The following is a 22850-nucleotide window of genomic DNA, read 5'->3' as shown; positions in this document are numbered from 1 at the left end:
CCCGCCTCGGGACGTTCCCGTCCGCCGCGGGCCGTGACGGCTGCGGTCTCGGCCGCCCCCCATGCCCCCGCACCGCCAGCGCCCCCCGCGGGTCACGGCCCGATGCAGGCCCCCGGGTCGCGGGTCGTCTTGGTCGCTCGCGGGGTCGCCGCGTCCCCCGGATGGCGGGCATCGCCACCACCGGTCGGGATCGCCGCGTCCTTCGCGGCCGCGCCCGGGTGGCGCCGGAGGCGCCTTGCCCAACCGTTTCCACCCCAGCCGTCTTCGCCGCGGCGTCTTCCGGCCCGTCCGGGTCCGTCTCCGGCGGAGGGGGTCTTCGGGGTCCAGTGAACCGTCCCGCATCGCGCCGTCGGACGCGGCGGCGGGTTGGCAGGATCTCTTTAACGTGTTAATGTGCTAAAGAAATGAAGCATCGGAGGAACGGTCACCGGGATGGGAGCGGGGATGTTCGCCATGAGCTTGCACGCCACGTCCGTGGGATCCCCCGCGTGGGGATCCGGCACCGTCGTCGCCCTCGACCGGGAAGAGGCGGTCCGTCACCGGCTGGCCACCCTGTTCGCCCGCTGGGGGTACCGCCGGGTGCGGACGCCGCTCTGGGAAGAGGCCGGCCCCCCTCTGCTGGAGGTGTTCCCGGAGACGGCGCTGTGCCGGTTCGTCGATCCGTCCGGCCGGGTCCTGGCGCTGCGGCCGGACCACACCCTCGCCGTCGCCCGCTGGGCAGCCCCACGCTTCCGCGGTCCCGATCCGTGGCGCCTGTCCTACATCGACGCCGTCTACCGCCGGGATCCGCGGGACGGCCGCTTCCACGCGGTCACCCAGGCCGGCGTCGAGCTCCTGGGTCTCCCCGCCCCCGCGGGGGACGTGGAACTTTTGGGCCTGGTCCTGGATGCGCTGGACGGGCTGGGGCTGGGAGGGACGTTGCCCGACGGCCCCGCCACCCCCGTCCGGGTGACGGTGGGGCACGTCGGCGTGCTGCAGGCGGTGCTGGCCTCGCACGGCGTGGATGGCACGGCGGCGGGGACGATCCTCGCCGCCCTGGTCCGCCGGGACCGGGTGGCGCTGCGCAGGGAGCTGGAGGCGACCCTGGGCGCCGCGGCCACCGCCCGCCTGTACCCGGTGCTGGTCCGAAGCCTCCCCCCCGATGCCGCGCGGGAATGGCTGGCGGAGCAGGACGGCGAGGCGGCCGCAGGCCTTGCCGCGACGCTGGAGGCCGTCGGCCGGCTCTTCGGGGCGAAGCAGGTGGCCCGCATCCGGGTGGAGCCCGGTCTCGTCCGCGACCTGCAGTACTACACCGGCCTGGTGGTCGAGGTCTTCGCGGGCCGGCGGCGCATCGCCGCCGGCGGCCGGTACGACGGGCTGCTGGCCCGTTTCGGTGGCCAGGGGCCGGCGGTGGGGCTGGCCTTCGACGTCGAGGCCGTGGCCGAGGCGACGGCGATGGAGGCGGCGGCCGACCCGCACGCGGTCGTCGCCATGGGGGCGGCGGTCGGGGAACGGGGGGGCGCCGCCGGGACCCCGGACCCGGACCCCGGCCCTGCAGCGCGCGAGCTGCGGGATGCCGTCGCACCGGCGATCGGGCCTAGCCCGACCCGGGCGCGGGGCGGTGCCGCCCACGGCGGAGCGACGCGGGCCGGCGGGTCGGGGCCACAGGCCGCCTGGGACGGCACCGTCGGCCGGTCCACCTCCACCGGGGACGAAAGCGGCCCACCTCCCGCAGCCCAAGGCGCCGGCGCGCCCATCGACTACCTGGTGGCGGGGCCGGCCCCCTCCGCGGGGGCCGGCCCGGAGGACGCCCGCTGGGCCGTGACGGCCCGCCTGTGGGAGGAGGCCCGAAGGCTCCGCGCCCAGGGGGCCTCCGCGGTGGTGATGGCGGGCTTGGCCGGCGAGGAGCAGGCGGCAGCCGCCGCCCGTCGCCTGGGGTGCCTGCGGCTCCTGTGGCTCGACGGAACCCGCCGCGTCCTGCGCATGGCGTGGCCGGCGGGCGAGCCCCCCGACGCGTGAGGCCGGCCAGGGACCGGCCCCCGGCGGCGACCCTGCACCCCCTCGGCCCGCAACCCTGCAAAGGAGCGATGGTGGTGGAGGTTCCAACTTGCATCCCGACCCCCCGCCCCCTGACCCTGGCGCTCCCCAAGGGGCGCATGCTGCCGGAGGTGGCGGACCCCTGCGTCCGGGCCGGCATCGCCGCCGCCCGCCCCCTCGCCACCGGGGGGGAGCCGCCGGCGCTGCTGCTGGACGACGCCGACGCCGGCGTCCGGCTCTTGCTGGTGCGGCCCGGCGACGTGTGGAGCTACGTGGCCTTCGGCGGCGCCGACCTGGGCATCACCGGCAAGGACGTGCTGGAGGAGATGGCCGGCCCGACACCCCCCGGCTGGCTCGATGCCCCGGCGGCCGTCGAGCTGGCCGACCTGGGGGTCGGAGCCTGCCGCATGGCGGTGGCGGGGCCGGCGGCAGGCGCTGCGACGTGGCCGTGGCGCCGGCACCAGCCGGGAAGGCTGCGCGTCGCCACCAAGTACCCCCGCTGCGCGCGCCGGGCCCTGGGCGGCGGCCCGGTCGAGGTCGAGGTCATCCCCTTGGCCGGATCCGTCGAACTGGCCCCCCTGGCCGGGCTGGCCGACGTCATCGTCGACCTGGTGGCCACGGGTCGCACCCTGCGCACCCACGGGCTGGTGGAGTACGAGGTGCTCTTCCCCAGCACGGCGCGGCTGATCGCCAACGAGGCGAGCCTGCGGCTGCGGGAGGAGGCGGTGCTGCCGCTGGTCGAGCGGCTGGAGGCGGCCGCCCGCCAGGGCGCCGGCCGAGGAGGCGAACGGGCATGCGCCGGCTGACGCCCAGCCAGCTGCTCGCCGGGCTGGATCGCCGCGAGCCCTTCTCCCCCGAGATCCGGGCGGCGGCGGAGGCCATCGTCGACGACGTCCGCCGCCGCGGCGACGAGGCCCTGCTGGAGTACACCCGGCGGTTCGACGCCCCCCACCTCACCCGGGACGAACTGGTCCTCCCGCCCGACGCGCCGGCCCGGGCGCTGGAGGCCCTGCCGGCGCCGCTGCGCGAGGCCCTGGAGCGGGCCGCGGCCCGCATCGCCGCCTACCATCGCCGGTTCGTCCCGGGCGATGTGGCCTGGACCGACGAGGCCGGCAACCGACTGGGCCGGCTGGTGCGCCCCCTGGACCGGGTGGGGATCTACGTGCCCGGCGGGCGGGCGGCCTACCCCTCCACCGTGTTGATGACGGCGATCCCCGCCCGGCTGGTGGGGGTGGGCGAGATCGTGCTCGCCACCCCGCCGCGACCCGACGGGTCGATCCCCGCGGTGGTGCTGGCGGCGGCGGCGCTGGCTGGCGTTCGCCGGGTCGTGCGCGCCGGCGGTGCCCAGGCGGTGGCCGCCCTGGCCTACGGGACGGAGAGGGTGCCGGCGGTGGACAAGATCGTCGGGCCGGGCAACGCCTACGTGACCGCGGCCAAGGCCGCGGTGGCCCACCGGGTGGGGATCGACGCCTTGGCGGGCCCCAGCGAGATCGTGATCGTGGCCGACGACGCCGCCGACCCCCGCTGGGTGGCGGCCGACCTGTTGGCCCAGGCTGAGCACGACCCGCTGGCGGTGGTGGGGTGCCTCAGCCCCGACGGGGCGCTGCTGGACGCCGTGGCCGAGGAGCTCCGGCGACAGCTGGCGGCGACGCCCCGCGCGGCCGTGGCCGCCGCGGCCGTCGAGCGCGGGTTCCTGGTGGCCACGGCCAGCCTGGCGGAGGCCGTGGAGTTGGCCAACCGGCTGGCGCCCGAGCACCTCAGCCTCCAGGTCCGCGACCCCGAGGCGTGGCTCGGGCGCGTGCGGGCGGCGGGCGCCGTCTTCCTCGGACCCTTCGCGCCGGTGGCGGCCGGCGACTACGCGGCGGGCACGAACCACGTGCTGCCCACCGGCGGGGCGGCGCGGCATCAGACCGCCCTGGGCCCCGAGGCCTTCGTGCGATGCATCCCCTTCTTCGCCGGCAGCCCGGACGGCGTGGCGGCCTGGGCGCCGGCGGCCCGGACCCTGGCCGAGGCGGAGGGCCTCCCGGCCCACGCGGCCAGCATCCGGCTGCGGGAGGCGGTCGGATCCGGCGCCGATCCCCACCCGCCGGCCCCGTCGTCCGCGGGCCGGGCGCCGGGCGACGCCGCCGCACCTGCCCCTGGTTACGCCGTGGCCGACGGCCCCGCACCCGTCAAGCTGGACGCCAACGAGGCCGAGCCCTGGCCACCCGCGCTCCGGCAGGCGCTGGTGGCGGAACTCGAGCGGGTGCTGGGGTCGTCCGCCCCCCACCGCTACCCCGCCCGCGACCTGCGCCGGGAGGTGATCGCCCGCATCGCCGCCTACGTCGGGGCGGCCGAGGAGGCCGTGGTCCTCGGCAACGGCTCCGACGAGCTGGTCCAGGCCGTGCTGGGGACCCTGGGCGCCCGCTGCACCGCCGCCGTCGCCCCCTCCCCCACCTTCGGCTACTACGCCACCGCGGCCGCGGCGGCGGGGGTGCCCTACCGCCCGGTGCCGGTCCCTCCCGAGCGGGCGGTCACGCTGGACGACCTGCAGCCGGTCCTGGACGCCTTGCCGGGGGAGAAGCTGGTGTTCCTCTGCCGGCCCAACAACCCCACGGGCCTCTGTTGCGAGCTGGAGGTGGTGAAGGGGCTCCTCCAGCGGCCCGACGTGTGGCTCGTGGTGGACGAGGCGTACGCCGAGTTCGCCGGCGAATCCGTCCTCGACGCCCGTCGCGCCCCGGCGCGGACCGTCTGCGCCGCCCGCGGTGCGGCCTCCCCCTCCGGCCACCGGTCCCCGGCCGCCGTGCCCGACGCCGTCGGCCCCGGCCCCGGCACCGGCGACGACCCTTCCGCGGGGACACCCGAAGACGCGGGGGACGCCGCCCGTCCGGGGGCGGGCGGTCCCGCGCCGGCGAGGGCGGCGCCACGGGCTGGCGACCTCGCCGCGGGGGATCCGGCGGATCGCAGCCCGCACCCGCCGCGGCTGGTGGTGCTGCGCACCCTCTCCAAGGCCTTCGCCCTGGCGGGGGCGCGGGTGGGCTACGCCGTGGCGGCGCCCGCCGTGGCCGACCGGCTGCGGCGGTGGCTACAGCCGTACAACGTCAACACCTTCTCCCTGGTGGCGGCGCGGGTGGCCCTGGACCACCGGGAGGCCTTCCTGCGACGGGCCGAGGCCACCCGCAGCCGCCGCGACCGGCTCCTGCAGGCGCTGAGCCGCTCCCCCGGCATCCACCCGCTGCCCTCGCGCGGTAACTTCGTGCTCTTCCGGGTGGAGCCGGCCTCCGACGCCCGGCCCCTGGCGGAGGCGCTGGCCCGCCGCGGGATCGCCGTCCGGGCCTTCCCGTGGGAGCCGTCGCTGACCGGCTACCTGCGGGTGACCGTGGGCACGGAGGCGGAGAACCAGGCCTTCCTGGCCGCCCTGGCCGACGCCCTGGCCGCGGTGCGGGGAGGCGGGGACGCCGCGCCGTCCCGGGCCGGCCAGGGGCCGGCCCGGCCGGGGCCCGCGGCCGGTTCGTCCGGAGAGAGCCGCCGGGATGCGTCCGGAGCCAGCCGCCCGGGGTGGGGCGCATGACGGCCCCCAGCGGGCGCCGCGCCCACGTCCAGCGCGAGACCCGGGAGACGGCGGTCCGCTGCCGGATCGACCTCGAGGGCGCGGAGCCCGTGCCGGCAGCCCGCATCGAGACGGGCATCCCCTTCTTCGACCACCTGCTGGCCGCCTGGTCCGTCCACGCCGGCTTCGGCCTCGAGGTGGTGGCGCGGGGCGACCTGGAGGTGGACGGGCACCACACGGTGGAAGACGTGGGCATCTGCCTCGGCCGCGCCCTGCGGCAGGCGGCCGGCGACTACGGCACCGTGGCCCGCTTCGGCACCGCCTACGTGCCGATGGACGAGGCCCTGGCGCGGGTGGTGGTGGACTGCAGCGGCCGTCCCCTCCTGGTGTGGGCGGTGGAGGTCCCGCCCCGCGCCTTCGGCGCCTTCCACACCGAGCTGGCCGAGGAGTTCTGGCGGGCGGTGGCGGTGGAGGCCCGCGTCACGCTGCACGTCGATCTCTTGCGGGGCCGCAACGCCCACCACGGGCTGGAGGCGATCTGGAAGGCGGCGGGGCGCGCCATGGCCCAGGCGCTGGCGCCGCGGGCTGGCGGTCCGCTCTCCACCAAGGGCGTCCTGGAGTGACGGTCGCCCACCCCGTGCCCGGACCGCACCGCCCCGCCCGGGGCCCGCTCTGCACCAGGGGTACCCTGGAGGGACCTGGCTTGGCGGGGCCGCCGGGCCCCCGGGCCGCCGGGTCCCCCGCCCCGTCGGCCGCGGCCTGCCGCGGACCGGGTGCGGATGGCCGCGCGGGGAGCCTCGGACGGCGAACATGAAGCCGCCCGTCCCCCGGCGGGTCCGCCGGCGCGGCGGATCGGCCCCCGGCCGCGGGCCGCCGAGGCGACCCATCGCGACGAGGAGGCACCGACCGCCATGGCACGTCCCTACCTGGCCATGGTCGACTACGGTACGGGCAACGTCCATAGCCTGGGCAAGGCCCTGGAGCGGGTCGGCTGCTCCGTGCGCCTCACCCGCGATCCGGACGAACTCGGCCGGGCGGCCGGGATCGTCCTGCCCGGCGTGGGGGCCTTCGGACCCGCCTGGCGGCGGCTGGATGCGACCGGCCTGGTCCCCGTGCTGCGGGGGCTGGTGGCGGCGGGGCGGCCGCTGCTGGGCATCTGCCTCGGCATGCAGCTCCTCTTCGAGGGCAGCCGCGAAGACGGCGAGTGGCCGGGGCTCGGCTTCTTCCCCGGCCGGGCGGAGCCCTTCGCCCCTGGGCCTGCAACGGCGCCCTCCGCGCCCCGGACGCCGGTTGCGTCGCCACCGGAGCCCGGGAGGGGGCGGGTCGCCCTGGTCGCCGGGGACGGGGGCGCAGCCGACCGCCCCGCCGCGACCGCCGGCGGGGGCCACGCGCCGCCGGGGCAGGGCGATGCCGCGCCGGCGGGGTCGGGCGGCAGGCGAGACGGCCCGGTGGCAGGCGAGGGGCACCCCGGCGTGCCCGAGCCGCCAGGGGGCGGGCCAGCCCAGGCGGCCGGCGCCGGGCCGGGCCAGCCGCGGGGAGCCACGGCAGTCCAGGCGGCAGGCGCCGCGGCGAGCCAGCCGGGGGGAGCCCCGACGGCCCAGGCGGCCGGCGCCGGGGCGAGCCAGCTGGGGGGAGCCATGGCAGCCCAGCCGGCTGGCGTCGGGCCGGTTCAGCCGGCCGGGGTGGGGGCGACCCAGCCGGCACGGAGCGGGGCGGCGGCCCCGCTGAAGGTCCCCCACATGGGGTGGAACCGGGTCGCGGTGCCGGCGGGGAGCCGCCTCCTGGCCGGGCTGGGCGAGGGCTTCTACGCCTACTTCGTCCACTCGTATCGGGTGCCGTGGCCCCTCGCGCCGGCCCGCCCCCGGCCGCGCCCCGACGGGGCCTGCGGCGACGCCCCCGGGCGGGCGGCCGCCCAGGGCTCCGCCCGTGGGGACGAACCGGCGGGGCCCCTGGTGGCCCTGGCCGACTACGGCGGCCCCTTCGTCGCCGCCATCGAGTGGGGCCCGGTGGCCGGCACCCAGTTCCACCCCGAGAAGAGCGGTCCGGTGGGCCTCAAGATCCTGCGGAACTTCGGGGCGATGTGCGGTGCTTGTGATCCCGGCCCTTGACCTGCGGGGCGGCCGGCTGGTCCGCCTCTGGCAGGGCGACTACGCCCGCGAGACGGTCTACGCCGACGACCCCGTCGCCGTCGCGCAGGCCTTCGCGGCGGCCGGCGCCCCGCGGCTCCACGTGGTCGACCTGGACGGGGCGCGGGCGGGCCGCCCCGTCCACCGCGAGCTCGTCCTGCGCATCGCCGCCGCCGTCCCCGTCCCGGTGCAGGTGGGGGGCGGCATCCGCGATGCGGCGGCGGCCACGGCCTACCTGGAAGGGGGCGTGGCGGCGGTGATCCTCGGCACCGCGGCCGTCCGGAACCCGGAGCAGGTCGCCGACGTGGCCCGCCGCTACCCCGGAAGGGTGCTGGTGAGCCTGGACCTCAGGGATGGGCGGCCGGCGGTGGAGGGCTGGACCGCCGTGGCCCGGGTGGAACAGGCGGCGCTCGCCGGCACCCTCCGGGGCGGTGCCGCGCCGGCCGACGCCCCCCTGGCCCCTCTGCTGGCCCGCCTGCGGGAGGCGGGCGTGGCCCACCTGGTGGTGACCGACACCGGCCGCGACGGCACCCTGGCCGGGGTCGACCCCGCCGTCTTCCGGCCCTTCCTGGCGGCGGGGTTCCACGTGATCGCCGCCGGCGGGGTGCGGGACGCGGCGGACATCGAGCGCCTGCGCGAGGCGGGCCTGTGGGGCGTCATCGCGGGCCGCGCCCTGTACGAGGGGACCCTCGATCTCGCCACGGCCCTGGCCGTGGCGTCGGGAGCGGCGCCCCCGACCGGCCCGCCGCCCTCGGCCCGGGCGCGGACGGCGGCAGCCCCGGCCCAAGCGCCGACGGCGACCGCCGCGGAGGGGGCGCAGGCGGCGGCCGGCCAGGCGGCGGAGCCGGCGGCGACGGCGGCGGACCCGGCCCGGACCCAGGACTTGGCCGGCCCGAAGCCCCCGGCCCGGGTGCAGACGACCGCCCCGGCGCCGACCGCGGCACCCCCGGCGCCCGGCGGCGATTCGCTGCCCCGCTCGCCGGGACGCACCGCCCCGCGGCCCGGACGCGGAGGGCCGGAGGCGCGCCGGGATCGGCGGGACGGGGCCGGTTCGTCCGGAGAGGAGGGCCGACGGTGCTGACCCGGCGGATCATCCCCTGCCTCGACGTGGACGGCGGCCGGGTGGTCAAGGGCGTCCACTTCCGCGGCCTGCGCGACGCCGGCGATCCGGTGGAGCTGGCCCGCCGCTACGACCGGGAGGGCGCCGACGAGCTGGTCTTCCTGGACATCAGCGCCACCGTCCAGGGGCGCGAGACGCTGGTCGAGGTGGTGCGGCGGGTGGCGTCGGAGGTGTTCATCCCGCTCACCGTGGGCGGCGGGATCCGGGACTGCGACCAGATCGCGCGGCTTCTGGCGGCCGGCGCCGACAAGGTGGCGATCAACAGCGCGGCCGTCGCCCGGCCGCAGCTGGTCGCCGAGGCGGCGCGGCGCTTCGGGCGGCAGTGCATCGTGGTGGCCATCGACGCGGGGAGGAACCCGGCGGCCGCCGGCGGAGCGGCGGCGCCGGTCGCACCCCCCGCGGCGGCGGCCGAGGGTGCGGTCGGCGCGACGGGCAGCCCGGCTCCGCCGCCCCGCTGGACGGTGTTCACCCACGGCGGTCGCCGCCCCACGGGCCTCGACGCCGTCGCCTGGGCCCGACGGGTGGCGGCGCTCGGCGCCGGCGAGATCCTCCTCACCAGCATCGACGCCGACGGAACCCAGGCGGGGTTCGACCTGGAGCTGACGCGGGCGGTGGCGGCGGCGGTGGACGTGCCCGTCATCGCCTCCGGGGGTGCCGGGCGGGCGGAGCACTTCGCCGAGGTGCTCACCCGGGGCGGTGCCGACGCCGCCCTGGCGGCGTCGATCTTCCACTGGCGGCAGGTGCGCATCGCCGAGGTGAAGGCGCTGCTGGCGGCAAGGGGCGTGCCGGTGCGACCCGTGCCGGACGCCGCCGCCCCGGCGGGGGCCGGTCCCGCGGAGGCCGCCCCGTGAGCCGGCACGGCGTCGGCCCGGCAGCCCGCGGCGGCCCTCCCCGGCCGCGGCGCCGAGGGGGCGCCGCGGCCGGTCGGGCTCCCCGCGGGGTGTCCGCTGGCCCTCAGGCGGCGCGGGGCGGTTTGCGAGAGGCCCATGGGGGCAGGTGAGACGGATGCGACACACCCTGACGGCGGTCCGGTTCGACCAGCGCGGGCTGGTCCCGGTGGTGGTGCAGGACGCGGGCCGGGGCGACGTGCTGATGCTGGCGTACGCCGACCGGGAGGCCCTGGCCCGCACCCTGGCCGAGGGGCGGGCCTGGTTCTTCAGCCGCTCGCGCCGGCGGCTCTGGCGCAAGGGCGAGACGTCGGGCCACGAGCTGCGGGTGCAGGAGGTGCGGATCGACTGCGACGGGGACGCCGTGCTGTACCGGGTGGACCCCGCAGGGCCTGCGTGCCACACCGGCCAGCGGACCTGCTTCCACCGGGGCGTCGACGGCGCGCCCCTGAGCGGGGCAAGCCGCGCCGGCCCCCCGCAGCCCGCCCCCGGTCCCGGCGGCGAGGCGGGCGCAGGTGCCGATGGCGCCGCGGCGCATGGGGGCGGCGATGACGATGGGGCGGATGCGGGTGACGACGGCGGCACGGCGGCTGCAGCCGCCCACCGCGGTTCGGACGCTGCGGACGCCAACGGTGGCGACGGCCATGCGACCACAGCCGCCCATCGCGGCATGGACGCTGCGGGCGCCAATGGTGGCGGCGGCGACGGCCGTGCGACCGCAGCCGCCCATCGCGGTGCGGGGGCGGGCGCCAACGGCGTCATGGCGAGCGGGAGCGCCGATGGCGCACCCGGCGGTCTCGCCGGGCTCGGTGCGCTCGAGGCGGTGGTGCGCCAGCGCCAGAAGGAGCGCCCGCCGGGCTCCTACACCACCCGGCTGTTCGAGGCCGGTCTCGCGCGCATCCTCCAGAAGGTCGGCGAGGAGGCGGTGGAGGCGGTGGTGGCCGGCGGCCACCAGTCCCGGCAACGGCTGGTGGAGGAGGTGGCCGACCTGCTCTACCACCTGACGGTCCTCCTGGTGGCGCGCGACGTGAGCTGGCAAGACGTGGGCCGCGAGCTGGGGCGTCGGGCTGGGGCGCCGTGAGATTGCCGGGCGGCCGGCGGCAGCCCGCCGCCTCGGGCCAGCACCGATCCAGGCACCCATGAGGCCACCGCGGCCGCCGGCAGCGCGCCGCCCGAGGCCGCCACCGACCCGGGCATCATGAGGGCGCCGCGCGGCCGGCGGCGGCCCGCCGCCCCGGGCCGGGGCCGGGCCGGGTTCGTCCGCACCCGCCACTCCCCGGCGCCGTCGCTGGGACCCGGGCGGCCCGCCCCACGAGGGGGCGGCATCCTCAGCCGCGCAGCAGGTTCCGCAGGACGAACCCCACGTTGGCCGGCCGCTCCGCCAGCCGGCGCACGAAGTAGCCGTACCACTCCCGTCCGTAGGGGACGTACACCCGCATCGTGTAGCCCCGATCCCGCATGGCCCGCTGCAGCTGCGGCCGGATCCCGTAGAGCATCTGGAACTCGAACCGGTCCCGGGGGATCCCGCGCCGCTCGATGAACGCCAGCAGGTCCTCGATCAGCCGGTCGTCGTGGGTGGCGATGGCCGCGTAGTGGCCCCGCTCCAGGTGCCGCTGGACGAGCTGCCGGTAGTTGCGGTCCACGTCGGCCTTGTTGGGGTAGGCGACCGACGCCGGCTCGTTGTACGCCCCCTTGACGAACCGGATGTTGGGCTCGAGGTCCGCCAGCGCCTCCAGGTCCTGGGCCGACCGGTAGAGGTAGGCCTGCAGGACGATCCCCACGTGCCCGGTGTCGAAGCGCTGCCGCAGCCGGCGGTACAGCCGCAGGGTCCTCTCGGTGTACGGCGAGTCCTCCATCTCGATGCGGACGAACCGGCCCACCGTCGCCGTCCGCTCGAGGATGCGCCGGCAGTTGGCGTAGGCCAGCTCCTCGTCCACCGCGAGGCCCATCTGGCTGGGCTTGATCGACAGGTACGCGTCGATGCCGCGTTCCTCCAGCGCGGCCAGCAGCCGCAGGTACTCCTCCACAGCCGCCTCCGCCGCCTCGGGGCGGGTCACGTGCTCGCCGAGGAACTGGATGGCCAGCGGGAAGCCCTCCTGGTTGAGCCGCCGCGCCACGGCGAGGGCGGCGTCCAGGTCTTCGCCCGCCACGAAGCGGGATGCGCCCAGGCGCATGCCGTAGTGGGTGACGAAGCGGGTGACGGCGGGGTTGCCGGCCAGGGTGAAGATCAGCTGGCGGCTCCAGTGGGGTTGGGCCACAGCCACACGCCTCCGGCGTCGCAGGATGGGGGCCCCGTGGAGAGGCCCCGATCGCATTGTACCGCTTTCGGCGGCCACCGCTTTCGGCGGTCGTCCCGGTGGCGGCCCCCGTCGCCTCGACCTGTGTGGGGGTCGTCCTCCCGGGGACCGTGCGGTCGCCGCGTCGCCTCGCAGGGCCGCCACCCCGGGGCGGCGGTCGGCCCGCGAGTCCAACGGCCCCCGACGGTGCGCTCACCGGTGGGTCGGGTCCTCGGCGACGGCGGAGCCGCCGCCGAGGAGCACCTCTTCGATCAACCGGGCCACGCCGTCCTGCCAGTTGGGGGCCGTGACCCGGTCGGCGCAGCGCTGCACCTCCGGGGCCGCGTTGCCCATCGCCACCCCCAGGCCCGCCCAGCGCAGCATCTCGCAGTCGTTGTCGTTGTCCCCCACCGCCACCACCTGCTCGCGGGCCAGTCCCAACCGCGCCGCGAGCCGCGCCAGTCCGGAGGCCTTGTGGGTCCCGGGCGGCAGCAGGTCGAAGCTCCCCGGCCCGGAGTGGGTGAGGCGGAGCCGCTCCCCATAGCGGTCCCGGATCCGGTGCTCCAGGGGACGCAACGCGTCGGCCGGCCCCAGCGCCGAGATCTTCACCGGCGGCTGCGGGGCCGCCGCCACGAAGCGGGCCAACCGCGGTCCGGGGACGACCCGTGCGTACCGCCGCAGCACCCAGTAGTGACGCAGGGACGGCAGCGCCAGGGATCGCACCAGGGTGCCCACGGGCGGGCGCCGGCTGCTGGCCAGGAACTCGGGGAACTGCACGACCACGGGGCAGCCCGCCGCCAGCAGATCGTCCACCACCGCCGCCGCCAGGTCGCGGGGGAAGGGCCGGACGTCCAGCACGCGCCAGGGCCCGCGGGGCCGGGCCCCGGGACCGGAGGCGGCGGGGGCACCGCGGACCCCCACCTCGGCCAGGACCGCACCGTCGCTGACCACCAGCGGCCCGCGCAGGCCCAGCAGGCGCGCGTACACCCACGCGGAGGGGAGCACCCGACCCGTGGCCAGGGTCACGCGGATCCCGGCCCGGAGGGCCCGCCGCACCGCCCGCCGCACCCGCGGGCTGACGCTCCCCTGCGGCGTCAGGACCGTCCCGTCGAGGTCGAGGGCCAGCAGACGGTAGGCGCGGCCGGGACCCCCTTCCGCCCTGCCCGCGCCGTCCACCCCGCGGCGGCCCGCGTCCCCCGCCGGGCCGGTGCCCGTCGGTCGGGCCGCGGCGGCCCGTTCCTCAGCCACGGCGGTCCACCCCGGGCTCGCCGGCCGGCGTGGGCCGCACCGGCCGCGGGCGGCGCGGGGCGGAGCCCGCGCCGGTCCCTCCGGCGCGGGCGGGGTGTCCCCTCCCCGATGCCGTCGGGTCGCCATCGGGCGGCCCGCCGGCCGGCGGCCGGGCCCCGTCGCCGCCTGGGATGGGGCGGGCGCCGCTGCCGGCCGCCGCGACCGTTCCCGCGCCGTCCAGGAGGCGGGCGGCCTCCCGGTCGAGGAACCAGGTGACCTGGGGGTGGCGCTGCAGGACGGACGCGGGCAGGGAGGGATCCACGGGGCCGTGGATGGCCCGGGCGACCGCCGGCGCCTTGGCCTGCCCGGCGGCGAGGACGAAGATCTCCCTTCCCTCCAGGATCGTGGCGATGCCCACCGTCAGCGCCCGCGGCGGGACGGCGTCGGGGTCGCCGCCGAAGTCGCGGGCGTTGGCGCGCCGCGTCTCCGCCGTCAGGGTGACCACGCGGGTGCGGGAGTCGAAGGGCGACCCCGGCTCGTTGAAGCCGATGTGGCCGTTGCGGCCGATGCCCAGCACCACCAGGTCGATCCCCTCCCGGGCGAGGGCCTCCTCGTAGCGCGCGCACTCGGCCGCCGGGTCGGCGGCCCGCCCGTCCAGGGCGTCGACGGCCGGCGCCGGATCCAGGTGGCGCAGGAGGTGCTCCTCCATGTACCGGCGGAACGAGCGGGGATCCTCGGCACCGAGCCCCAGATACTCGTCCAGCAGGAAGATCCGCGCCCGGCCCCAGGAGAGCGCCTCGCGCCGGGTGATCTCCACCAGGCGGCGGTACATGCCGAGCGGGGTGTGTCCCGTGGGCAGGGCCAGGCGCAGGCTCGGCCGCGCCGCCAGGCGGCGGGCGATGGCCTCGGCGGCCGCCGCACTCATGGCTTCGTAGGAATCGGCGATGCGGATGCGGGGTGCCATGGCAGGGCCTCCTCGTCGTCGTGCTGGCGCAACGGGGTGCGACTCGTCAGTCCGCGCGGCGGGTGGTGTTGAGCAGCGCGTCCACCGCCAGCGGCCGCTCGGGGCCGTGGACGGGCACCCCTTCCACCCAGGTTGCCACGACCCGCCACCCGCCGTCCACGCCGGTGTCCAGGGCGAACAGGTCGGCGTCGTAGCCCGGGACGATGGCGCCCTTGCGCTCGCCCACCCCCGCGATGCGGGCCGGCACCGCGGCCACCATGCGGGCGGCCTCCGGCCACGGCACGCCCACCCGCTCCACCAGGACCTGGAGGCACCGCAGCATGGTGGCCGTGCTCCCGGCCAGGGTGCCGTCGGGCAGCCGGCTGGTCCCGTCCGGCCGCACCTCGGCCACGAAGGCGCGCAGGTCGTACCGTCCCGGCGGCAGCAGCGCCGCCGCGACCGCGTCGCTGATCACCGCCAGCCGCTCGGTCCCCTTGAGCCGCCAGAGGATCCGCATGGCCACCGGGTGGACGTGCACCCCGTCAGCGATCAGCTCGGCGTCGAAGGGGAGGTCCATGACCGCCCCGACCAGGCCGGGGTCGCGGTGGTGCAGCGCCGGCATGGCGTTGAAGACGTGGTTGCCCAGGCTCACCCCGGCCCGCAGCGCCGCCTCCGCCTGCTCGTAGCTGGCCTCGCTGTGCCCGGCGGCCACCACGATGCCCAGGGCCCGCAGCCGCTGCACCAGCTGGAGGGCTCCCGGCAGCTCCGGTGCCAGGGTGACCCGCCGCACGGTCCCCGCCGCCTGCGCCAGCAGCACCTCGAGCCGTTCCGGATCGGGCGGCACCATCCACTCGGGGCGCATGGCGCCCGGCTTGCGGGGGTTGAGGAAGGGCCCCTCCAGGTGCAGGCCCAGCGGCCGCGCGCCGGCGGCCCGGGCGGGATGGGTTGCGACCGCGGCCGCACCCGACGTCGTCGGGGCCGCGGCCGCCGCCGGTTCGTCCGCGGCCGCCTCCCGCCCGGTGTCTGGACGAACCGGCCCCGCTGCGGGCAGCGGGCCGCCCCAGGCCTCCCGGATGAATGCCCCCCAGAAGGCGCACGCCGCCTCCATGTCGCTCCACGCCGCCGTGGCCAGCGTCGGCCAGTAGGCGGTGGTCCCGGTGGCCGCCAGCAGGAGGCCCAGGGACCGCGCCGCCTCCGGCCGCAGGTCGTAGGTGTCCCAGCCGCCCAGTCCGTGGATGTGCAGATCGATCATGCCCGGCATGAGCACCGCATCGCCCAGGTCGAAGCGGGTCTCCCTTCCCCGCGGCCCGGCGGGCGGCTCGCCCCTCCCCACCTCCGCGATCCGCCCGCCGACGATGCGGACGTACCCGTCGATGACGCCACCGGGCACGACGATGCGGCGGCTGCAGAGGACTTGTTCGCCGGCGGCGACCGTCCTCCGGTCCATCCGTCCTCCACCCCCTCCAACGACCCTCGGGGCCCCCGAAGGGACCGGGCGTCACCCCATCCGCGGGTCACTGCGCCGCCGGCTCGTCCCCCGCCGCGGCGGGCAGCGCATGGGTGGTGGCAGCGGGCCTCACCAGCTCGGTCTCGTACCGGTAGCGGTCCCCTCGGTACCACGAGCGGACCAGCTCCACCGGGCGGCCCGTGGTGTCATAGCTGACGCGGGTGAGCAACAGTAAGGGTGCCCCTTCCCGCACGTGCAACCACCGGGCGTGCTCCACCGTGGCCACGGCGGCTTCGATGGTCTGGCGCGCTCGCTGCAGCACGATGCCCATCCGCTCGAACCGCTCGTACAGGGAGAAGGCGGTGGCGCGGTTGCCCCGAAATTGCGCCCGGACGTGGTCGGCCAGGTCGGGCAGGAGCCGAAATGGGACCTGGACGTGCTCGATGGACAGCGGCTCGTCGTTGGCGTACCGGACCCGGCGTAGGGACGTGACTCGCCGGTCCACCGCCAACCCCAGGTGCTCGGCCACGGCGTCCTCGGCCTCGACCACCGCCACGGAGATGAGGCGCGACGACGGCACCAACCCCCGACGCCGCATGTCTTCCGAGAAACTGGTGAGGAACTGCAAACCCAGCGGGATCTTCGGCTCGGCGACGAAGCTGCCGCGCCCCTGTTCCCGCCGGATCACGCCTTCCCAGGCCAGCTGGTCCAGGGCGTGGCGCACCGTCATGCGGCTGGCGCCGAACCGTTCGGCCAACTCCCGCTCCGACGGGATGCGATCCCCCGGGCGCAGGTGCCCTTCCCGAATCTGGCGCCGCAAGTACTCCATGATCTCGACGTACAGCGTCGCGCGTCCACCGGGTCCCCGGATCAACGGGTTCCCCCCCACCCGCCCGTTCACAAGGCCAAGGTACCCGCGCATGGCCCGACAAGGCCAACGTCGAAGCCCGTCTCGTCGTCCACCGCCATCGGCGACGTTGGCTCCTGCGCATCGACAGCCTGGCGCGGTCGGAGTCAGCGTCGGTCGGAGGGTCCAACGGCTTCCAACACCCGCCGGACGAATCCGCCGTGCTCTTCGAGGCGCTGCCGCGCCGCGGCGGCATCCAACCCCGTGACTCCCATGACGATCGCCACCTTTACCTGGTTTCCCGACCGTTCCAGGAGTCCGGCGGCCGTCTCGTAGTCGCACCCCACCACCCGCATGACGATGCGGCGCGCCCGTTCCACCAGCTTCTCGTTGGTCGGCCGGACGTCGACCATCAGGTTGCCGTAGCACTTGCCCAGGCGAACCATGGCGGCGGTGCTCAGCATGTTGAGCACCATCTTCTGCGCCGTGCCGGCCTTCATCCGGGTGGAACCGGCCAGCACCTCCGGTCCCACGACCACCTCGATGGCCAGGTCCGCCACGGCCCCCATGGCGGAGCCGGGGTTGCACGTCACGGCGACGGTGAAGGCGCCGACTTCCTTGGCCAGCTCCAGGGCACCGAGACAGTAGGGTGTTCGACCGCTGGCCGACAGGGCGACCACCACGTCGCCGGATCCCACGCCGCGGGCTTCCAGGTCGCGGCGGCCCGCCGCGGCGTCGTCTTCCGCACCCTCGACGGCGCGTGTCAGGGCCACGGGACCGCCGGCGATGATGCCCTGGACCATCTCGGGGTCCGTCCCGAAAGTAGGCGGGCACTCGGCCGCATCCAGGACGCCGAGCCGGCCGCTGGTCCCTGCGCCCACGTAGAACAGGCGGTGCCCCTTCCGCAAGGCCTCCGCGATGCGCTCCACGGCCACGGCGATGGCGTCCAGCTGCTGTGCCACGGCCGGAGCCACCTTGTGATCTTCGGCGTTGATCAGCCGACAGATCTCCCGGGCGTCGAGAGTGTCCAGGGTCGCCGTGGCCGGGTTGGGCTGTTCGGTCACCAGCCGCGCCAGGTCCACCCGGCGGCTCGTGGGGGCGGAGTCCGCCCGCTCCGTGACTCCGCGGTGGGACGGCACGGAACCGCCCTGGGGCCTGTTCCCCTCTTGTCCGCTGTTCACGTCCACTCCTCCTCGCCCGCACGACGTCCCGTCGACGTCACGGCTTACGGAACGCGTCGCGCGATCATGGTCCGATGGGCAAGCCCGCTGAGCCCCGAAGCGGGACGGATGCCGGCCACCCCAGCGGCCGGCATCCGTCCCGCACGGGCGGGGGCTCGCCGGCTGCGACCCGTCCCCGCCACCGGGCAGGAAACCCCCGTCGGGTGCGCCGGCGAGCCGGTCCACGCCCGCTGGGGTCGTCCGGCGCACCACCACACCAACCGGTGGGTAGTGACTGGTTGAGCCTCCCGCAGTTGGAGCCCGCGGCCCTCGGCGCAGTCAGTCGGCGGTGAAGGCGAAGGTCTGGCTGTTCTGCGCCAGGCTCTCGTCGAATCCCATGGCGTACGAGATGGCGAATCCGGCGATATACGAGATCAGGATCCCCAACAGGTACAGCGCCGGATTGGTCACCAGGAAGGCCAGGAGTACCCCGGAGACCCCGAGAGCCAGTGCACCGATCTTGGTCACGGCGATGAAGGCACCGCCCACTGCGCCGCCCAGGCAGGCGGCGACGAAGGGCCGTCCCAGCGGCAGCGTCACGCCGTAGATCAGCGGCTCGCCGATGCCCAGGATGCCCACAGGCAGCGCGCTGAGGATGATCTGGCGCAACTCGCGGTTGCGCGTCTTCACGTAGACCGCCAACGACGCGCCCACCTGGCCCGCGCCGGCCATGGCCAAGATGGGCAGCAACGGGGTGTTGCCGAGGGAGTTGATGAGCTCCACGTGGATCGGCACCGTTCCCTGGTGGATCCCCAACATGACCATGGGCAAGAAGGTCCCGGCCAGCACGGCGCCCACCAGCGGACCGCCCACGTCCAGCAGGGCCTTCACGCCGTTGGCGATCCAGTTGGACGCGTAAAAACCGACGGGCTGTACGACGAACAGGATTACCGCGCCACCCACCAGCACCGTGATGAACGGGCTCGCCATCACGCTGATGGTGTCGGGCATCCGCCGATTGACGGTCTTGTACAACCACCCCAGGAACGCGCCGGCGATCAGGGCGCCGATGATACCACCCCGGCCGGGCGCCATGTTGGGGATGTTCTGCAGGCTCGGCGCGATCAGGAGCATCCCGGCCAAGGCGCCGATGGCCGGAGGGCCACCGTACTCCCGGGCTGCGTTCATCCCCACGAGGATGTGCATGAACGCTAGAAAGGTGCCGCCCAGGACCTGGAGAACGGCTAGTACGGGGACGCCCGCCACGGTGGTCTGGTCGGTGATCCAGCCGATCCGGACGAAGAAGTTGGTCAGACCGATGATGAGACCGCTGCCGATGATGGCAGGCAACAAGGGAAGGAAGATGTTGGCGATCCGTTTGAGGAAGCTGCGCACGCCGCCCGGGCGCGTCTCGGCGCCCGCCTCGGACGGCTCCACCTTGGCCTGCGGCGCGCTCCCACCTCCCGACCGCAGTTCGGCCGCCACCGCCGCCGTGACGCGCTCGGCCAGACCGGGACCAAAGATGATCTGCAGCTGGTTGCCAGTCCGCACCACACCCTTGACGCCGCTGATCTTCTTGAGACGGTTGGGGTCGACGGACTCCACGTCGGCCAGATCCAGCCGCAGCCGCGTCATGCAGTGTTCGGCAGCCCGGACGTTCGCCCGCCCCACGACGTCGAGTATGGTCTGCGCGATGGCTCGTTCTTCGGCCACGCGGACGCACCCCCTCACAGGATGGTCCCCCGACCCTGCCCGATGGCCTGGCGGGGAACTGGATAGAATGTATATACCACCTTGACCACTTTCCCTCCTGCCGCCGAATCCGGGGAAGCGACCCGTGATCCGTCACGGCGCCCCGGTTCTGCCTGCGGAACCGGCCCCATCGACCGCAATGGGACGCAATACGCGGCGGGGCCTCCGGCTCCCGCCGCGTCGGTGGACGTCGCCTCGGTTGGCGACTGGGGAACGGCCGGCCCGCCAGGCCGACCGTCACTCCGGAAGAACCCATCAGTCGGTGCTCAGCGTCCAGCCCTTTGCCGTCCACCCTGCCTCCGTGTCCCCCCGGTCCCGCCAGATCATCCCCGTCTGCCCGACGACCACGACCTCGTCCACGTACCAGCCCCGCCCGTTGACCGAAGCGTCCGTGACGTAGCGGAAGCGAAGGGTGACCCATCCACGGGCAGGGGGGAGGTCGAGTTCCGCCTCCAGCCACCGGCCACCCGAGGAACCGGTCAGGACGCCTTCCACCGCAACCGAGGCTCCGCCGATGGCCCCAGCCCCCGTGGATGGCGGGACCTTGAGCCGCCCGCGCAAGGGTTCCCAGTGCTGACCCCCGTCCAACGAGATCTCCACGTAGCCGAAGTCGAAGCCCTCCTCGAGATCGAACCAGGTGTGGAATCGCAGCGTAGCCGGGCCGTCGACCGGGATGGTCCGCTGTAGCGTGTGCTCAACGCCGTCACCCATGCCGCCGTACCAAGCTCGTTGGCCGCTCCAAGGTCGTACCGGCAGCGATCGGGCCACCAGACGGGCCACCTGGCGTCGCCAGGGGTTGACGCTACCTCCGTTGCGCGTCGGGTGGACGCGGTTCGTCAGCAGGACGACCACCGTCTCCGAGCGCGGGTCGATAACCAGGGACGTACCGGTGTACCCCGTGTGTCCCGCGGTGAATGGTGATGCCAAGGCATCCATGTACCATCCTTGGTTGAGTTCCCAGCCGAGACCGTGATCGTTCCCCAGCATCTCAGGCAGCTGGTTGACCATCATCGCGCTCACCGTTTGCGGCTTCAGGATCCGGGCGTTGCCGTAGCGCCCACCGTTCAGCAGTGCCTGCGCCAAGACAGCCAGATCCCGGGCTGTGGAGAACAGCCCGGCATGCCCGGCCACCCCACCCAGCGCATGGGCGTTCTCGTCGTGCACGGAACCCCAAACCAGGCTGCGGTTCGTCCAGGGCTGATACTCCGTGGCGGCGATGCGTTCCCGCAAGGATGCGGGTGGGTTGAACATCGTGTCCCTCATACCCAGAGGCTCGGTGATGTGTTCCGCGATGTAACGGTCCAGCGGCAACCCCGAGACCCGCTCGACGAGCACGCCAAGGACGATCATCCCCAGATCGCTGTAACGGTACACGGTGCCTGGAGGGTCGGTCAGCGGAGTCTCCAGGACAGCCCGCAACCGGTCGGCGGGCGTCCCCGGCCACGTGTAGAGCGGCTTCCAGGCCGGAAGGCCCGACGTATGGGTCAGGAGTTGCCGAACTGTCACGAAATCCTTGCCTGCTAGACCGAACTCCGGCACGTACTTCGCCACGGGGTCGTCCAGGTCGATCCGCGCGCGTTCCGCCAATTGCATGACGGCAATGGACGTGAAGAGCTTGGTCACCGACGCCAGGTCGAACACGGTGTCTGGCCGCATCGGCAGCCAGGCGGACGGAGGGAGGGGCTCCCGGTCCGTGGCGTACTTCAGGGCATGGCCGTACGCCTGGTGCTTCACGATGCGGCCGTGCCGCGCGACCAACACCACCGCCCCCGGGAAGACGCCGGCCTCGATCCCGGTGCGGACGGCACCGTCGATCCGGTCCAGGTAGGCGCCGATCATGCCGGCGTCCTCCGGCGTCCCCGGTTGCAGCAGCCGGGATGGGTTGCGCGACCACCAGTCCGCCGCCGTGGTCGGCGGGATCCCGGCCCCGGCCCTGCCTTCATCCCTGCCGGCCTTGCTTGCACCGCCGCGTTCGGCTTCCATCGACGGTCCCGGCTCCCGCGGTGTCGGGGACGACCGGACGGGTGGAGCCGCCGCTGCCGCCACGGCCCCGCCTGCCGCGGTCCTGGTCACGGCCAGAAGGAGCGCCAGGGCCAGGACTCGCACGGCCACCGTTCCGCGCGGCTTACGCATGGTAACTCCCCCCTCACCGGAAGCGGCCGCCACCGCGGAGACGGTACAGAAGGTACCGCTCGCGGAGGGCGTTGAACGCCGCCAGATCCCGCTGCCAACCGGCGACGATCTCATCCACGCCGCGGCCCGCATCGATGGCCGTGCGCACGTAGCTCGACCCCGTGAGTCGGTCGATCCACAGGTCGGACCGCCACTGGAAGCGGTCGCCGTAGAGCCGCTTCGCCTCCACCATGATGGCGATGGCCGTGCGGATCGGGTCGAACCGGTCGCGGTCGGTGACGTACAGCTGGATGCCGCCCACGGTCCGCCCCGCATACTTGCTGAAGGTCGGCGCGAAGTAGGCCTCGCGGAAGCGCACGCCGGGCAGGTTCAGGCTGTCGAGGCGCTGGCTGAGGCGCCAGTCCACGTAGGGCGCGCCCACCAGCTCGAAGGGTCGGGTGGTGCCGCGGCCCTCGGAGAGGTTGGTGCCCTCGATGAGGCCGGTGCCGATGTACACCATGGCGGTGTCCACCGTGGGCATGTTGGGCGAGGGCATGACCCACGGAAGACCGGTCTCCTCGAAGTACATGTCGCGGAACCAGCCCTGCATGGGGACCACCGTGAGCCGCGCCCTGTGCCCGCCGGTGCGCTCGGGGACGAACACCTCGTTGAACATCAGGGCCAGCTCGCCCACGGTCATGCCGTGGCGCTGGGCGATGGGATAGCGGCCGACGAAGCTGCTGTAGGCCGGGTCCAGCACGGGTCCCTCCGCCCGGATGCCGCCCGTGGGGTTGGGCCGATCGAGGACGATGAATTCCGTCCCCGTCAGCGCGGCGGCCTCCAGGGCGTCGGCCATGGTCCAGATGTAGGTGTAGTAGCGGGTGCCCACGTCCTGGATGTCGAAGAGCACGGCGTCCACCCCGGTCTGGCGGAAGAGCTGGGCGATGGCGTCCCGGTCCTTCCCGTAGAGGTCGTAGACGAGCACGCCGGTGCGCTCGTCCACGTAGCTGCCCTCCGACCCGCCGGCCTGGGCCGAGCCGCGAAAGCCGTGCTCCGGGCCGAAGATCGCCACCAGCTCGACGCCCTCCGCCGCCGCCAGGGCGTCCACGCCGTGGCGCAGGTCCGGCAGGATCCCCGTGGGATTCGTGATGATGCCGACCCGCTTTCCCCGGATGAGGTCGAGCCGATGGTCGAGCAGCACCTCCAGGCCCGTGCGGACCCGCTGCCGGGCCGTGGCACCCCGTCCCTCCGCCCCGAAGGTGGCCAGGGCCAAGGCGGCGAGGGCCACGATGAGCATCGAGGCCAGCGAGGCCGCCCCGGATGGACGAAGCCGCCCCCTCGCGGATGGCTTCATCGCACACCCCTCCTCGCGGAACCGGTTTCCCCGGGCCAACCCCGGGCCCGGACG

Annotated in this window: 17 protein-coding genes; 8 read left to right on the top strand and 9 right to left on the bottom strand. The window is 75.4% G+C overall.

All coding sequences use genetic code 11. From position 1 onward, the window contains the following. The first annotated feature begins 444 nt into the window (after positions 1-444). The 8 genes from E1B22_RS13875 (at position 445) to hisI (ending at position 10759) form a co-directional block, all read left to right on the top strand. Positions 445-1998, top strand: coding sequence for an ATP phosphoribosyltransferase regulatory subunit (locus E1B22_RS13875; protein ID WP_305791184.1), 1554 nt, complete (start codon positions 445-447; stop codon positions 1996-1998). Positions 1999-2072: 74 nt separating this feature from the next. After that, positions 2073-2822: an ATP phosphoribosyltransferase gene (hisG, locus tag E1B22_RS06645; RefSeq protein WP_243123204.1), complete on the top strand. Its 750-nt coding sequence runs from the start codon at positions 2073-2075 to the stop codon at positions 2820-2822. Beyond that, entirely contained in the window at positions 2810-5566 is a 2757-nt protein-coding gene (gene hisD, locus E1B22_RS06640) for a histidinol dehydrogenase (RefSeq protein ID WP_135225032.1), read from the top strand. The genes hisG and hisD overlap by 13 nt, the downstream gene beginning before the upstream one ends. Further along, positions 5563-6168, top strand: coding sequence for an imidazoleglycerol-phosphate dehydratase HisB (gene hisB / locus E1B22_RS06635; protein ID WP_135225031.1), 606 nt, complete (start codon positions 5563-5565; stop codon positions 6166-6168). The genes hisD and hisB overlap by 4 nt, the downstream gene beginning before the upstream one ends. 288 nt (positions 6169-6456) lie before the next feature. Then, the gene (locus E1B22_RS06630; RefSeq protein ID WP_243123203.1) at positions 6457-7653 is read left to right on the top strand and encodes an imidazole glycerol phosphate synthase subunit HisH; all 1197 of its coding nucleotides are present in this window, start codon (positions 6457-6459) and stop codon (positions 7651-7653) included. Then, complete coding sequence (locus tag E1B22_RS06625; RefSeq protein ID WP_135225030.1) at positions 7631-8752, top strand: HisA/HisF-related TIM barrel protein; 1122 nt, start codon at positions 7631-7633, stop codon at positions 8750-8752. Before E1B22_RS06630 ends, E1B22_RS06625 begins: the two co-directional genes overlap by 23 nt. Next, the gene (hisF, locus tag E1B22_RS06620) at positions 8746-9642 is read left to right on the top strand and encodes an imidazole glycerol phosphate synthase subunit HisF (protein ID WP_135225029.1); all 897 of its coding nucleotides are present in this window, start codon (positions 8746-8748) and stop codon (positions 9640-9642) included. The genes E1B22_RS06625 and hisF overlap by 7 nt, the downstream gene beginning before the upstream one ends. A gap of 154 nt (positions 9643-9796) precedes the next feature. After that, positions 9797-10759 carry a phosphoribosyl-AMP cyclohydrolase gene (gene hisI / locus E1B22_RS13245; RefSeq protein WP_135225028.1) on the top strand — a complete coding sequence of 321 codons (963 nt, stop codon included), beginning with the start codon at positions 9797-9799 and terminating at the stop codon, positions 10757-10759. 247 nt (positions 10760-11006) lie between these two features. Here hisI and E1B22_RS06610 read toward each other — a convergent pair whose 3' ends face one another. The 9 genes from E1B22_RS06610 to E1B22_RS06570 all read right to left on the bottom strand — a co-directional run bounded on the left by E1B22_RS06610 (position 11007) and on the right by E1B22_RS06570 (position 22796). Then, entirely contained in the window at positions 11007-11942 is a 936-nt protein-coding gene (locus E1B22_RS06610; RefSeq protein ID WP_243123202.1) for a proline dehydrogenase family protein, read from the bottom strand. Positions 11943-12167: 225 nt separating this feature from the next. Next, a complete protein-coding gene (locus tag E1B22_RS06605; RefSeq protein WP_135225027.1) occupies positions 12168-13202 on the bottom strand; it encodes an HAD family hydrolase in 1035 nt (344 codons plus the stop codon). Further along, positions 13195-14145 carry a glucosamine-6-phosphate deaminase gene (locus tag E1B22_RS06600; RefSeq protein ID WP_243123201.1) on the bottom strand — a complete coding sequence of 317 codons (951 nt, stop codon included), beginning with the start codon at positions 14143-14145 and terminating at the stop codon, positions 13195-13197. Before E1B22_RS06600 ends, E1B22_RS06605 begins: the two co-directional genes overlap by 8 nt. A gap of 46 nt (positions 14146-14191) precedes the next feature. Then, positions 14192-15571: an N-acetylglucosamine-6-phosphate deacetylase gene (gene nagA / locus E1B22_RS06595; RefSeq protein ID WP_135225026.1), complete on the bottom strand. Its 1380-nt coding sequence runs from the start codon at positions 15569-15571 to the stop codon at positions 14192-14194. A gap of 67 nt (positions 15572-15638) precedes the next feature. Then, the gene (locus E1B22_RS06590) at positions 15639-16445 is read right to left on the bottom strand and encodes a GntR family transcriptional regulator (protein WP_243123200.1); all 807 of its coding nucleotides are present in this window, start codon (positions 16443-16445) and stop codon (positions 15639-15641) included. Positions 16446-16585: 140 nt separating this feature from the next. Further along, entirely contained in the window at positions 16586-17500 is a 915-nt protein-coding gene (gene murQ / locus E1B22_RS06585; protein ID WP_135226000.1) for an N-acetylmuramic acid 6-phosphate etherase, read from the bottom strand. Positions 17501-17917: 417 nt separating this feature from the next. After that, complete coding sequence (locus tag E1B22_RS06580) at positions 17918-19291, bottom strand: PTS transporter subunit EIIC (protein ID WP_135225025.1); 1374 nt, start codon at positions 19289-19291, stop codon at positions 17918-17920. A 294-nt stretch (positions 19292-19585) separates the two neighbouring features. After that, positions 19586-21463, bottom strand: a complete 1878-nt coding sequence (locus E1B22_RS06575) for a serine hydrolase (RefSeq protein WP_167758864.1) — start codon at positions 21461-21463, stop codon at positions 19586-19588. Between the two features lie 13 nt (positions 21464-21476). Next, entirely contained in the window at positions 21477-22796 is a 1320-nt protein-coding gene (locus tag E1B22_RS06570; RefSeq protein ID WP_207669848.1) for an exo-beta-N-acetylmuramidase NamZ domain-containing protein, read from the bottom strand. Positions 22797-22850 lie beyond the last annotated feature (54 nt).

Source organism: Thermaerobacter sp. FW80 (assembly GCF_004634385.1).
GTDB lineage: Bacteria > Bacillota > Sulfobacillia > Thermaerobacterales > Thermaerobacteraceae > Thermaerobacter > Thermaerobacter composti.
Note: the sequence above shows the minus strand (reverse complement) of the source record. Positions and strands in the feature narration are given on the sequence as shown.